The sequence below is a fragment of the Pseudomonas sp. K2I15 genome (assembly GCF_002204795.1).
Lineage (GTDB): Bacteria > Pseudomonadota > Gammaproteobacteria > Pseudomonadales > Pseudomonadaceae > Aquipseudomonas.
On sequence record NZ_NIXO01000007.1, the window covers coordinates 1 to 12,958 of the forward strand.

Consider the following 12,958-nt stretch of genomic DNA (forward strand, 5'->3'; position numbering starts at 1 on the left):
CGACCTGGGTTTCGTTGCACCACGGCGGCGGCGTGGGCATGGGCTTCTCCCAGCACTCGGGCATGGTGATTGTCTGCGACGGCACCGACGAAGCGGCTGAGCGTATCGCCCGCGTACTGCACAACGACCCGGCCACCGGCGTGATGCGTCATGCCGATGCGGGCTACCAGATCGCGATTGATTGCGCCAAAGAGCAGGGCCTCAATCTCCCGATGATCAAATAACTAATGTGGGAGCGGGCTTGCTCGCGAATGCGGTGTATCAGTCACCGAAGTCGTTAGCTGACCCATCGTTTTCGCGAGCAAGCCCGCTCCCACATTTGATCTGCGTTTCACCCAAAAACAATCCATCAGAGGTTGAACATAAATGGCTGTAAATGACGCTCGTGCACGCACCACCCCGTTGATCGAAAGGCGTTCGATCGACTACATCCCAGAAGCGGAAAGACACGGCCGTCTATTAAGTCAGTTCACCCTGTGGTTGGGTGCCAACCTGCAAATCACCGCGATTGTCACCGGGGCCTTGGCTGTGGTGCTGGGCGGTGATGTGTTCTGGTCGTTGATCGGTCTGTTGATCGGTCAACTGCTGGGCGGCGGCGTCATGGCGCTGCACGCAGCCCAGGGCCCGCAACTGGGCTTGCCGCAAATGATCTCCAGCCGCGTGCAGTTTGGCGTGTATGGCGCGGTGATCCCGCTGGTGCTGGTGTGCCTGATGTACATCGGCTTTTCCGCCAGCGGTTCGTTGCTGGCGGGGCAGGCGGTGGCGCAGTTGCTCCACGTTGAAGACTGGGTCGGCATCGTGCTGTTCGCCGGGCTGATCATGGTGTTTACGATCTTCGGCTACCGGGTGATTCACGGGATCGGTCGCATCGCCAGCGTGCTGGGCGTGATTGCCTTCGTCTACCTGTTCTACAAGTTGCTCTCCGGTAACGACATCGGTGCGTTGCTGGGCAACAAGCATTTCTCCCTCAGCAGTTTCCTGTTGGCGATTTCCCTGTCGGCGTCCTGGCAGATTGCGTTTGGCCCGTATGTGGCGGACTACTCACGCTACTTGCCGCGCAGCACGTCGGCCTCGAAAACCTTCTGGGCCGTGGGCCTCGGTTCAGTGATCGGCGCGCAGGCTTCGATGGTGTTTGGTGTGTTTGCGGCGGCCCTGGCCGGCTCGCAGTTCGCTCACCACGAAGTGTCGTTTATCGTCGGCCTGGGTGGCACCGGGATCGTCGCGGCGCTGCTGTATTTCAGCGTTGCCTTCGGCAAGGTCACCGTGACCACGCTCAACGCCTACGGCAGCTTTATGTCGATCGCGACGATCATCAGTGGCTTCCGTGGCAGCCGGCATATCTCGAGCGTGGTGCGCCTGCTGTACATCTTCATCATGGTGTCGATTGCCGCTGGCTTGGCGCTATTGGGCAAGGACTCGTTCCTCAAGGATTTCTCCGCGTTCATCCTGTTTCTGCTGGCGTTTTTCACGCCGTGGAGTGCGATCAACCTGGTGGACTTCTACTGCATCACCAAAGAGCGCTACGACATCCCGGCACTGTCCAACCCCAACGGTCGCTACGGCCGCTGGAACCTGATGGGCATCAGCATCTACGTGTTCGGCGTGCTGATCCAGATGCCGTTTATCTCGACGCATTTCTACACCGGCCCGCTGGTGGCCAGCCTTGGCGACACCGATATCTCGTGGATCATCGGGCTGGTGGTGCCGGCGGCGTTGTACTACTGGGCCGCGAAAAAATGGCACAGCCCGATTCCCGAGCGCCTCGTCCTGCCAGACGTGCAGGGCGGCGCTGCTCTACCTGTTTAACCAGAACCCGGTACGCATGACAAACAGCGAATTGAAACAGCAAAACTGGCGAAAACTTTCCTCAAGGAACATCCTGATCTTTGGCACGCATGGGTGAGCGACAACGCAGCCAAGAAAATCGACGCGGCCTTGTAGGTTGAGCGTTTCCGGTGGCCCTCACAGGCAACCGGGCGCCCGGCCACAACCCACTGGATCGAGAGCACACTATGTTTCCTGAGCGTTTTACGTTTTCCATCGCCGACTGGGTCAACAATTGGGTCGATGCGCTGGTGACCAACTACGGCGATGTGTTCCGGCACATCTCCGATACGTTGCTGTGGGCCATCGTTAACCTGGAAGGTTTGCTGCGCGCAGCCCCCTGGTGGTTGATGCTGCTGATTGTTGGCGGTATCGCCTGGCATGCCACCCGCAAGTGGTTCACCACCGTTGTGATCGTCGGCCTGCTGTTTCTGGTGGGCGCGGTCGGGCTGTGGGACAAGCTGATGCAAACCCTGGCGCTGATGATGGTGGCCACGGTGATCTCGGTGCTGATCGGCATTCCCCTGGGGATTCTGGCGGCCCGCAGCAATCGCCTGCGCTCGGTGCTGATGCCGCTGCTGGACATCATGCAAACCATGCCCAGCTTCGTGTACCTGATCCCGGTGTTGATGTTGTTTGGCCTGGGCAAGGTCCCGGCGATTTTCGCCACGGTGATCTACGCCGCGCCGCCGCTGATTCGCCTGACCGACCTGGGCATTCGCCAGGTTGACGGTGAAGTCATGGAAGCGATCAACGCGTTCGGTGCCAACCGCTGGCAACAACTGTTCGGTGTGCAACTGCCGCTGGCCCTGCCGAGCATCATGGCCGGGATCAACCAGACCACCATGATGGCCCTGTCGATGGTGGTAATCGCCTCGATGATCGGCGCCCGTGGCCTGGGTGAAGATGTACTGGTGGGCATCCAGACCCTCAACGTTGGACGCGGCCTTGAAGCCGGTCTGGCGATCGTGATTCTTGCCGTGGTCATCGACCGCATTACGCAAGCCTATGGTCGTCCACGGCATGAGGCGAGCAAATGACTACTGTCAGCAAAATTGAAGTCAAAAACGTATTCAAGATTTTCGGCAACCGCTCCAAGGATGCGCTGGCGCTGATTGGCCAGGGCAAGACCAAGGACGAGGTGTTGGCCGAGACCGGTTGCGTGGTGGGCGTGAATGACCTGTCCCTGAGCGTCGACACCGGTGAAATCTTCGTGATCATGGGCCTGTCGGGTTCCGGCAAGTCGACCCTCGTGCGCCACTTCAACCGGCTGATCGACCCCACCAGCGGTGCGATCCTGGTGGACGGTGAAGACATCCTGCAACTGGACATGGAAGCCTTGCGCCAATTCCGTCGGCACAAGATCAGCATGGTGTTCCAGAGCTTTGGCCTGCTGCCTCACAAGAGTGTGCTGGACAACGTCGCCTACGGCTTGAAAGTGCGCGGCGAAACCAAGCAAGTGTGCGCCGAGCGTGCGCTGCACTGGATCGAAACCGTGGGCCTCAAGGGCTACGAAAACAAATACCCGCACCAGCTCTCCGGCGGCATGCGTCAGCGTGTAGGCCTGGCCCGGGCACTGGCGGCCGACACTGACATCATCCTGATGGACGAGGCGTTCAGCGCCCTCGACCCGTTGATCCGTGCCGAGATGCAAGACCAGTTGCTGGAGCTGCAAAAGACCCTGCACAAGACCATCGTGTTCATTACTCACGACCTCGATGAGGCGGTGCGCATCGGTAACCGCATTGCGATTCTCAAGGACGGCAAACTGATCCAGGTTGGCACGCCTCGCGAGATTTTGCATTCGCCGGCAGATGAGTATGTGAACCGGTTTGTTCAGCGGCGGGTGGCGGTGGTTTGATCCGATAGTTGTGGTGAGTTGGCCGGCCTCTTCGCGAGCAAGCCCGCTCCCACATTTGGAATGCGTTCCCCCTGTGGGAGCGGGCTTGCTCGCGAAGAGGCCGGCAAAGCTGCACAACAATTACGATTTTCATGAAGAGGTCAACGATGTCCCAGGCTGAAAAAATCATCATCGCCGACGCCCCGATGCGTTGGCAGGACGTGGTCGCCGTGGCCCGCCACGGTGCGATCCTCGAACTCTCGGGCCAGGCCTGGGCTCGCATCGACAATGCCCAAGCCATCGTCCAGCGCATCGTCACCAGCGGCGAACGCGCCTACGGCATCAACACCGGTCTGGGCGCCTTGTGCAACGTGTCGCTCAAGGACGAACAGCTGAGCCGGCTGTCGCGCAACACCTTGCTCAGCCACGCCTGCGGCGTCGGCGCGCCACTGAGTGTGGAGCAAACCCGCGCGATCATTTGCGCGGCGGTCATCAACTACAGCCACGGCAAATCCGGCCTGCACCCGCAGGTGGTGCATTCGCTGCTGGGGCTGCTCAACCATGGCATCACACCGCAAGTGCCGTCCCAGGGTTCCGTGGGTTACCTGACCCACATGGCGCATATTGGCGTCGCCTTGCTTGGCGTCGGCAACGTCAGCTACCAGGGCCGTATCGTTCCCGCACACCAGGCGCTGGCTGAAGAGGGTTTGCAGCCGGTGGTGCTCGGCGCCAAGGACGGGCTGTGCCTGGTCAACGGCACGCCGTGCATGACCGGCCTCAGCAGCCTGGCCCTGGCCGACGCGCACCGCCTGCTGCAATGGGCCGATGTGATCGGTGCCATGAGCTTCGAAGGCCAGCGCGGCCAGATCGACGCCTTCGATGAAGAAATCATTGCGCTCAAGCCGCACCCGGGCATGCAGCAAGTGGGCATCAACCTGCGCGCGTTGCTCGATGGCAGTGAAGTGATCGCCAGCAGCAAAGGTATTCGCACCCAGGACGCTCTGAGCATCCGTTCGATTCCTCAGGTGCACGGCGCGGCCCGTGACCAACTGGAACACGCCACCCGCCAGATAGAAACCGAGCTCAACGGCGCCACCGATAATCCGCTGGTGCTCGGCACTCCGGACAACTACCGCGTGGTGTCCCAGGCCAACCCGCACGGGCAGTCCGTGGCCCTGGCGGCAGACATGCTGGCGATTGCCATGGCCGAAATCGGCTCCATCGCCGAGCGCCGTCTGGACCGCCTGATCAACCCGCACGTCAGCGGCTTGCCGGCGTTCCTGGTGAGTAACCCTGGCGTCAACTCCGGGATGATGATCGTGCAGTACGTCGCCGCCTCGCTGTGCGGGCAAAACCGCCAGTTGGCGCAACCGGCAGTGCTCGACAACTTCGTCACCTCGGGCTTGCAGGAAGACCATCTGAGCATGGGCACCAACGCCGCGCTGAAGCTGTATTCGGTGCTGGAAAACGTCACCCATATTCTCGCCATCGAGTACCTGCTGGCGGCCCAGGCGTTTGAGTTTCTGCAGGAGCAACGCTTCGGCGCCGGTACCAACACCGCCTGGCGCTTGCTGCGCGAACACGTCCCGGCCTACGACCAGGACCGCTGGCTGGCGCCAGACATCGCGGCCACCGCCGCGTTGCTCAAGGACGCCGATTTACTGCAACACACGTTACCGAATTTGCACTGACCTTTTCCCAACAATAACCAGCGTGCCAAGCCGACTGATCCTCTAAACGAGCACAGCGGCGGATAACGGAAACATCCGGAGCGACTGGTAGTTAACAACACTCTCAAAAGGAGCATGAATGTGACTGCGCTAAACCTGATTCCAGGCCAACTGAGCCTTGCCCAACTGCGGGCCATCTACCAGCAGCCGGTAACCCTCAGTCTGGATGAAAGCGCCTCGGCCCAGATCGAAGCCAGTGTCGCCTGCGTGGAGCAGATTCTCGCCGAGAACCGCACCGCCTACGGCATCAACACCGGTTTCGGCCTGCTGGCCTCGACCCGCATCGCCAGTGAAGACCTGGAAAACCTCCAGCGTTCCCTGGTGCTGTCCCATGCCGCAGGCGTCGGTGAGCCCATCAGCGATGCGCTGGTGCGGCTGGTCATGGTGCTCAAGGTCAACAGCCTGAGCCGTGGTTTTTCCGGTATTCGCCGGCAGGTCATCGACGCGCTGATCGCCCTGATCAACGCCGAGGTGTACCCGCACATTCCGCTGAAAGGTTCGGTGGGTGCCTCCGGTGACCTGGCGCCATTGGCCCACATGTCGCTGGTGCTGCTGGGCGAAGGCAAGGCCCGCTTTAAAGGCGAATGGCTGGAAGCCACCGAAGCACTGAAAGTCGCCGGCCTGACGCCGCTGACCCTGGCGGCCAAAGAAGGCCTGGCGCTGCTTAACGGCACTCAGGTCTCCACCGCTTACGCGCTGCGTGGCCTGTTCGAAGGCGAAGATTTGTTCGCCGGTGCCCTGGCGTGTGGCGCCTTGACGGTGGAAGCCGTGCTGGGTTCGCGCTCGCCGTTCGACGCGCGTATTCATGCTGCCCGTGGCCAGCGTGGCCAGATCGACTCTGCGGCTGCTTATCGCGCCCTGCTGGGTGAAAGCAGTGAAGTGTCGCTGTCCCACGAGAACTGCGACAAGGTTCAGGACCCGTACTCCCTGCGCTGCCAGCCGCAAGTCATGGGCGCCTGCCTGACCCAGTTCCGCCAGGCGGCCGAAGTGCTGGTGGTGGAAGCCAACGCCGTGTCGGATAACCCGTTGGTGTTTGCGGCTGAAGGTGACGTGATTTCCGGCGGTAACTTCCACGCTGAACCGGTGGCCATGGCTGCGGACAACATGGCGTTGGCCATCGCGGAAATCGGCTCGCTGAGCGAGCGCCGTATCTCGTTGATGATGGACAAGCACATGTCGCAACTGCCGCCATTCCTGGTGGGCAACGGCGGTGTGAACTCCGGCTTCATGATCGCCCAGGTGACAGCGGCGGCATTGGCCAGCGAGAACAAGGCGCTGGCCCATCCCCATAGCGTCGACAGCCTGCCGACCTCGGCGAACCAGGAAGACCACGTGTCGATGGCGCCGGCTGCGGGCAAACGCCTGTGGGAGATGGCCGAGAACACCCGCGGTGTATTGGCGGTGGAATGGTTGGCCGCGTGCCAGGGCCTGGACCTGCGCAATGGGTTGAAAACCTCGCCTGCGCTGGAAAAGGCTCGTGGGATCTTGCGCAGCAAAGTGGCGTTTTATGAGAAGGACCGGTTCTTTGCGCCAGACATCAATGCAGCGAGCGAGTTGTTGACCACGCGCTGCCTGAATGAGCTGGTGCCGGCGAAGTTGTTGCCGAGCCTCTAAGGACATCGAACCCCTCTTTGTGGCGAGGGAGCTTGCTCCCGCTGGGCTGCGTAGCGGCCCCAAAAACTTGCGGGCGCTGCGCACCCGAGCGGGAGCAAGCTCCCTCGCCACAAAAAGCTTGTCCACACCGCTTCGAATTTTCTCAGGATAAAAATAATTAAGGACGAGAAATGCACTCGGAAAAAGGTTTAAAACGCGGGCTCTCCGCCCGACATATTCGCTTCATGGCACTCGGTTCCGCGATCGGTACCGGGCTGTTCTACGGCTCTGCCTCCGCCATCCAGATGGCCGGCCCCGCCGTGCTCCTGGCCTACCTGATCGGCGGCGCCGCCGTGTTCATGGTGATGCGCGCCCTCGGCGAGATGGCCGTGCACAACCCGGTGTCCGGCTCCTTCGGCCAGTACGCCAGCACCTACCTGGGCCCGATGGCCGGCTTTATCCTGGGCTGGACCTACGCCTTTGAAATGATCATCGTCTGCCTCGCCGACGTGACTGCCTTCGGCATTTACATGGGCTTCTGGTTTCCCGAAGTCGCGCGCTGGGTCTGGGTGCTCGGCATCGTGTTCCTGATCGGCGGCCTGAACCTGTGCAACGTCAAAGTCTTTGGCGAAATGGAGTTCTGGCTGTCATTGCTCAAGGTCGGCGCCATCGTCGCGATGATCCTCGGCGGCTTCGGCATCATGCTGTTCGGCATTCACTCGGCGGGCGAAGCACCGGCCACCGGCCTCAGTAACCTGTGGGCCCACGGCGGCTTCATGCCTAACGGCGTGGGTGGCTTGATCGCTTCTTTCGCCGTGGTGATGTTCGCGTTTGGCGGTATCGAAATCATCGGTATCACCGCCGGCGAAGCCAAGGACCCGCAACGCGTGATCCCCAAGGCGATCAACGCCGTACCGCTGCGCATCCTGCTGTTCTACGTGCTGACGTTATTTGTGCTGATGGCGATCTACCCATGGCCGCAGATCGGCAGCCAGGGCAGCCCGTTCGTGCAGATATTCAGCAACTTAGGGATAGGCTCGGCGGCGACCATCCTCAATATCGTGGTGATCTCGGCTGCCGTCTCGGCCATCAACAGCGACATCTTCGGCGCCGGCCGCATGATGTACGGCCTGGCCCAGCAAGGGCAGGCGCCCAAGGGTTTTGCACAGTTGTCGAAACAGGGCGTGCCATGGATGACCGTGCTGGTGATGGGCGCCGCGTTGCTGGGCGGCGTGGTGCTCAACTACCTGATCCCGGAAAACGTGTTTCTGGTGATCGCCTCGATCGCGACGTTCGCCACGGTGTGGGTGTGGCTGATGATCCTGGTCACCCAGGTAGCGATGCGTCGCTCGATGACCAAGGAACAGATTGCCGAGCTGAAATTCCCGGTGCCGTTCTGGCCCTATGCGCCAGCAGCCGCCATCGTGTTCATGCTGTTTATTTTCGGCGTGCTGGGTTACTTCCCGGACACCCAGGCTGCCCTAATGGTCGGTGCCGTGTGGATCGTCTTGCTGATCGTTGCCTACCTGCTGTGGGTCAAGCCCGCCGCCGGGCAAACGGCCAAGGTCCATTACGAGCCGGCTTTGTCTCACCGATAACCTAACGCAGGTGTTGAATGAAAACGCTTTGGCAACACTGCCACGTCGCAACCATGGCCCAGGGCAACTACTCGATCATCGAGGATGCCGCCATCGTGACCTCGGGCACGCTCATCGAGTGGATCGGCCCGCGTGCCGAACTGCCGAAGGCCGACTACGCGACCACCCATGACCTGCAAGGTGCGTGGGTCACGCCCGGGTTGATCGACTGCCACACCCATACGGTGTTCGGTGGCAACCGCAGTGGTGAGTTCGAGCAGCGGCTGCAAGGCGTGAGCTACGCCGAGATCGCAGCGGCCGGTGGCGGTATTGCCAGCACCGTGCGTGCCACCCGCGCGGCGACCGAAGATGAACTGTTTGCCAGCGGCCACAAGCGTTTGCGCAGTTTGCTGCGCGACGGTGTGACCACCGTCGAGATCAAGTCCGGCTACGGCCTGGACCTGGCCAGCGAGCGCAAGATTTTGCGGGTGATCCGTCGCCTCGGTGCCGAGCTGCCGGTGAGTGTGCGCAGTACCTGCCTGGCAGCACACGCGTTGCCGCCAGAGTACGTGGACCGTGCCGACGCCTACATCGACCACATCTGCGTTGAAATGCTCCCGGCACTGGCGGCGGAAGGTCTGGTGGATGCGGTCGACGCCTTCTGTGAGTACCTGGCGTTCTCGCCGGAACAGGTGGAGCGTGTCTTCGTCGCCGCACAAAAGCTTGGCTTGCCGGTAAAGCTGCACGCCGAACAATTGTCGTCCTTGCATGGCTCCAGCCTGGCGGCGCGTTATCAGGCGCTGTCGGCGGACCATCTGGAGTTCATGACCGAAGAAGACGCGATCGCCATGGCTGCCTCCGGCACCGTCGCGGTGCTGCTGCCGGGCGCGTTCTACTTCCTGCGGGAAACCCAGTTGCCGCCGATGGACGCCCTGCGCAAGCACGGTGTGAAGATCGCTATCGCCAGCGACCTCAACCCCGGCACCTCGCCGGCGTTGTCGGTGCGCTTGATGCTGAACATGGCCTGCACCCTGTTCCGCATGACGCCGGAAGAAGCCCTGGCCGGCGCCACGCAACACGCGGCCACCGCCTTGGGCCTGGGCGACAGCCACGGCTCGCTGGAAGTGGGCAAGGTCGCTGATTTTGTCGCCTGGCAGATTGATCGCCCTGCCGACCTGGCCTACTGGCTGGGCGGCGAGCTGGATAAACGCGTCGTGCGCCACGGCGCCGATGTCACTGTGTAAGGAGTAGCGTTGTGGATAAGGTTCTGAACTTCAAACAAGGCGGCGTACCGCTGCTGATCAGCATGCCCCACGCGGGCCTGCGCCTGACGCCGGCGGTGCAAGCCGGCTTGATCCCCGAGGCGCAAAGCCTGCCGGACACCGACTGGCACATTCCCACGCTGTATGACTTCGCCGAAGAACTGGGCGCCAGCACCCTGGCGGCCGAGTATTCGCGTTTTGTCATCGACCTGAACCGGCCTTCAGACGACAAGCCGCTGTACGTCGGCGCTACCACCGGCCTGTACCCGGCGACGCTGTTCGACGGTGTGCCGCTGTTCCGTGAAGGCCTGGAGCCGTCCAAGGCCGAGCGCACCACGTACCTGGAGCAAATTTGGACGCCGTATCACCGCACCCTGCAAAACGAGCTGGCCCGGCTCAAGGCCGAGTTCGGCTATGCGTTGTTGTTTGATGCGCACTCGATCCGCTCGGTGATCCCGCACCTGTTCGAAGGCAAGCTGCCAGACTTCAACCTCGGCACCTTCAATGGCGCCGCCTGCGACCCGCAACTGGCCAGCCAACTGGAAGCCATCTGCGCCGCTCACCCGCAGTACAGCCATGTGCTCAACGGGCGCTTCAAGGGCGGGCATATCACCCGGCATTACGGCAACCCGGCCGAGAACATCCACGCGGTGCAGCTGGAGTTGGGGCAGTGCACGTATATGGAGGAGTTTGAGCCGTTCCGTTATCGCGCCGATTTGGCCGAACCGACGCGGGTGGTGTTGAAGGAATTGCTGGAAGGGTTCCTGGCGTGGGGGCAAAAGCACTACCGGTGATCGGTGGGGCTGCTGAAATAGCCTTCGCGAGCAAGCCCGCTCCCACATTCGACCGTGTTCCTCCTGAAGAAATACGGTCGAATGTGGGAGCGGGCTTGCTCGCGAAGAGGCCCTCAACAGCAACACATCCCTCAAGTCGTCTGTGTGCAAATCCCTGTCGCCACAGGTCGCTTTTGTCGAGGTCTCGCTGGGTAAGGTGTTGGGCACGGCGCGTCAGACGCCATCCCCACAATAAAAACTGCCGAGTGAGAACGCATCGATGAAAAGACTGTTCAACCGTTGTCTGTTGATTCTCACCGGCGCCGCACTGCTGAGCGCCAACGCGATGGCTGCTGACCCGGCCTCGTGCAAGGCCGTGCGCATGGGCGTGGTCAGCTGGACCGACGTAATCGCCACCAGTGGCATGGCCGACGTGCTGCTCAATGGCCTGGGCTATGACAGCAAGCAAACCAGCGCCGTGCAGCAAATCATCTTTGCCGGCATCCGCGACAAGCGCCTGGATATCTTCCTCGGCTACTGGAAACCGGCGATGGACAACAACATCGCGCCGTTCCTCGCAGCCAATCAAGTCAAGGTATTCGACAAACCAAGCCTGTCCGACGCCCAGGCCACCCTGGCGGTGCCACAGTACGTTGCCGATGCCGGCCTGAAAACCTTTGCCGACATTGCCCGCTTCAAGGACAAGCTGGGCGGCAAGATCTATGGCATCGAGCCGGGCAGCGGCGCCAACACCGATATTCAGAAAATGATCGACAGCAACCGCTTTGGCCTAGGCGGCTTCAAGCTGGTGGCGTCCGGCGAAGCGGGCATGCTGGCAGCGGTGCAGCGCGCGGTGAATCGTAAGGAGTTCGTGGTGTTTGTCGGCTGGACCCCGCACCCGATGAACATCAACATGAAAATGGCTTATCTGACTGGCAGCGAAGATGTGTTCGGTGCCAACGAAGGCATGGCCACGGTCTCCACGGTGACGGCGCCGGATTACGCCGAGCGCTGCCCCAACGTGACGCGCCTGCTGGAAAACCTGACCTACACCGCCGCCCAGGAAAGCCAGTTGATGGTGCCGATCATGGACCGCAAGACCCCGCAGGATGTGGCCAGGCAATGGCTGCGGGATAACCCCGAGGACTTGCAGCGCTGGTTGGTGGGTGTGACGACGCTGGATGGCAAGGATGGCGTGGCAGCGGTGCAGGCCAGCCTCAAACCCTGATCGAATGAAGATCAAAATGTGGGAGCGGGCTTGCGCGCGAATGCGGTGGATCAGTACCAGATAGGCTGGCTGACACACCGCATTCGCGAGCAAGCCCGCTCCCACATTGGGTTCGTGGCGGCTGTTAAATTTATATTTCAGGACAAACTTCCCATGTCCCATTACCCGATTTCGCTGCAAATGTGCGCCTTCGTCGAAAATACCGAGTCCTTCACCAGCGACGACACGTCGCTGGCTGGATTGCGCCGGGGTTATGACCGCATGTGCCAGGCGTTCACCCCGGCGCGGCCCGAAGGGTTGCAGGTGTCAGATGTTCCCCTGGGTGGCGTGGGCGTACGCATTTATCAACCGGCGACGGCCACCCCTGATGGCGGGTGGCCATGCATCCTTTATATGCACGGTGGCGGCTGGGTGGTGGGCGGCCTGGATTCCCACGACTTTATCTGCGCTGAGTTGGCCGACTCGCTGCAGGTGCTGGTTATTGCCGTCGATTACCGCCTGGCACCCGAACACCCGTTCCCGGCCGCTTTCGATGATTGTCGTGCGGTCTGGCGGGCGATCCAGGCGGGTGAAGCGCCTTGCCCCATCAACCTTCAACGGTTGGTGGTCGCCGGTGACAGCGCCGGCGGTAACCTGGCGGCTGCCTTGTGCCTGGGCCTGCGGGATGACCATCAACCGCTGCCCTTGGCGCAAATCCTGATTTATCCCGGCCTGGGCGGCCCCGCCGACCTGCCGTCGCGCCGCGACTGCGTGGACGCGCCGCTGCTCAGCGCTGCCGACACCGAGTGCTACCTGGCGCTCTACCTGCGTGGCCCGGGCAAACCGTCGCCGTACGCGATGCCATTGCTGGCCGCGGATTTGCGCGGGTTGCCGCAGGCTTTGATCGCTGTCGCCCAGTTCGATCCGTTGCGCGACGACGGTATGCTCTACGCCGAACGCCTGCAAACGGCCGGGGTAGCGGCCACGCTGTATCCCGGCAAAGGCCTGATCCACGGCTGCCTGCGGGGCCGGGGGCAGGTGGCGGAGGTCGACCGGCTGTACGCTTACCTGCTGGATTACCTGCGTGGTGTTCTGCTGACACAGGTCTAAGTCCACCAGGGCATGCTCATTGCACAATTCGGGTTTATGATG

Annotated in this window: 10 protein-coding genes and 2 pseudogenes; all 12 read left to right on the forward strand. The window is 61.8% G+C overall.

Annotation, left to right across the window (positions count from 1 at the left end; translation table 11 throughout):
* A pseudogene (locus tag CEC48_RS06755) lies at nt 1–224 on the forward strand (urocanate hydratase); the annotation flags it as partial.
* 142 nt (nt 225–366) lie between these two features.
* Nucleotides 367–1,806, forward strand: coding sequence for a cytosine permease (locus CEC48_RS06760; RefSeq protein ID WP_088423029.1), 1,440 nt, complete (start codon nt 367–369; stop codon nt 1,804–1,806).
* A pseudogene (locus CEC48_RS32085) lies at nt 1,799–1,941 on the forward strand (histidine ABC transporter substrate-binding protein); the annotation flags it as partial. The gene CEC48_RS06760 and the pseudogene CEC48_RS32085, both read left to right, overlap by 8 nt.
* Before the next feature lie 71 nt (nt 1,942–2,012).
* Nucleotides 2,013–2,864 (forward strand): proline/glycine betaine ABC transporter permease, encoded by an 852-nt coding sequence (locus tag CEC48_RS06765; RefSeq protein WP_088423030.1) that lies wholly within the window; start codon nt 2,013–2,015, stop codon nt 2,862–2,864.
* Nucleotides 2,861–3,685 (forward strand): glycine betaine/L-proline ABC transporter ATP-binding protein, encoded by an 825-nt coding sequence (locus CEC48_RS06770; protein WP_088423031.1) that lies wholly within the window; start codon nt 2,861–2,863, stop codon nt 3,683–3,685. Before CEC48_RS06765 ends, CEC48_RS06770 begins: the two co-directional genes overlap by 4 nt.
* 146 nt (nt 3,686–3,831) lie before the next feature.
* Nucleotides 3,832–5,355, forward strand: coding sequence for a histidine ammonia-lyase (hutH, locus tag CEC48_RS06775; protein WP_088423032.1), 1,524 nt, complete (start codon nt 3,832–3,834; stop codon nt 5,353–5,355).
* 114 nt (nt 5,356–5,469) lie between these two features.
* Nucleotides 5,470–7,008, forward strand: coding sequence for a histidine ammonia-lyase (gene hutH / locus CEC48_RS06780; RefSeq protein ID WP_088423033.1), 1,539 nt, complete (start codon nt 5,470–5,472; stop codon nt 7,006–7,008).
* Nucleotides 7,009–7,178: 170 nt separating this feature from the next.
* On the forward strand, nt 7,179–8,585 hold the full coding sequence (locus CEC48_RS06785; protein WP_088423034.1) for an amino acid permease: 1,407 nt from the start codon (nt 7,179–7,181) through the stop codon (nt 8,583–8,585).
* Between the two features lie 17 nt (nt 8,586–8,602).
* Nucleotides 8,603–9,808 carry an imidazolonepropionase gene (gene hutI / locus CEC48_RS06790; RefSeq protein WP_088423035.1) on the forward strand — a complete coding sequence of 402 codons (1,206 nt, stop codon included), beginning with the start codon at nt 8,603–8,605 and terminating at the stop codon, nt 9,806–9,808.
* An 11-nt stretch (nt 9,809–9,819) separates the two neighbouring features.
* Entirely contained in the window at nt 9,820–10,620 is an 801-nt protein-coding gene (gene hutG / locus CEC48_RS06795) for an N-formylglutamate deformylase (protein WP_088423036.1), read from the forward strand.
* 259 nt (nt 10,621–10,879) lie between these two features.
* Entirely contained in the window at nt 10,880–11,827 is a 948-nt protein-coding gene (locus CEC48_RS06800; RefSeq protein ID WP_088423037.1) for a choline ABC transporter substrate-binding protein, read from the forward strand.
* Between the two features lie 153 nt (nt 11,828–11,980).
* A complete protein-coding gene (locus CEC48_RS06805; protein WP_088423038.1) occupies nt 11,981–12,916 on the forward strand; it encodes an alpha/beta hydrolase in 936 nt (311 codons plus the stop codon).
* The last annotated feature ends 42 nt before the right edge of the window (nt 12,917–12,958 follow it).

Coding starts and splice junctions, on each gene's coding strand:
- CEC48_RS06760 (WP_088423029.1), top strand. CDS start 367: ATGGCTGTAAATGACGCTCGTGCACGCACCACCCCGTTGATCGAAAGG.
- CEC48_RS06765 (WP_088423030.1), top strand. CDS start 2,013: ATGTTTCCTGAGCGTTTTACGTTTTCCATCGCCGACTGGGTCAACAAT.
- CEC48_RS06770 (WP_088423031.1), top strand. CDS start 2,861: ATGACTACTGTCAGCAAAATTGAAGTCAAAAACGTATTCAAGATTTTC.
- hutH (WP_088423032.1), top strand. CDS start 3,832: ATGTCCCAGGCTGAAAAAATCATCATCGCCGACGCCCCGATGCGTTGG.
- hutH (WP_088423033.1), top strand. CDS start 5,470: ATGAATGTGACTGCGCTAAACCTGATTCCAGGCCAACTGAGCCTTGCC.
- CEC48_RS06785 (WP_088423034.1), top strand. CDS start 7,179: ATGCACTCGGAAAAAGGTTTAAAACGCGGGCTCTCCGCCCGACATATT.
- hutI (WP_088423035.1), top strand. CDS start 8,603: ATGAAAACGCTTTGGCAACACTGCCACGTCGCAACCATGGCCCAGGGC.
- CEC48_RS06800 (WP_088423037.1), top strand. CDS start 10,880: ATGAAAAGACTGTTCAACCGTTGTCTGTTGATTCTCACCGGCGCCGCA.
- CEC48_RS06805 (WP_088423038.1), top strand. CDS start 11,981: ATGTCCCATTACCCGATTTCGCTGCAAATGTGCGCCTTCGTCGAAAAT.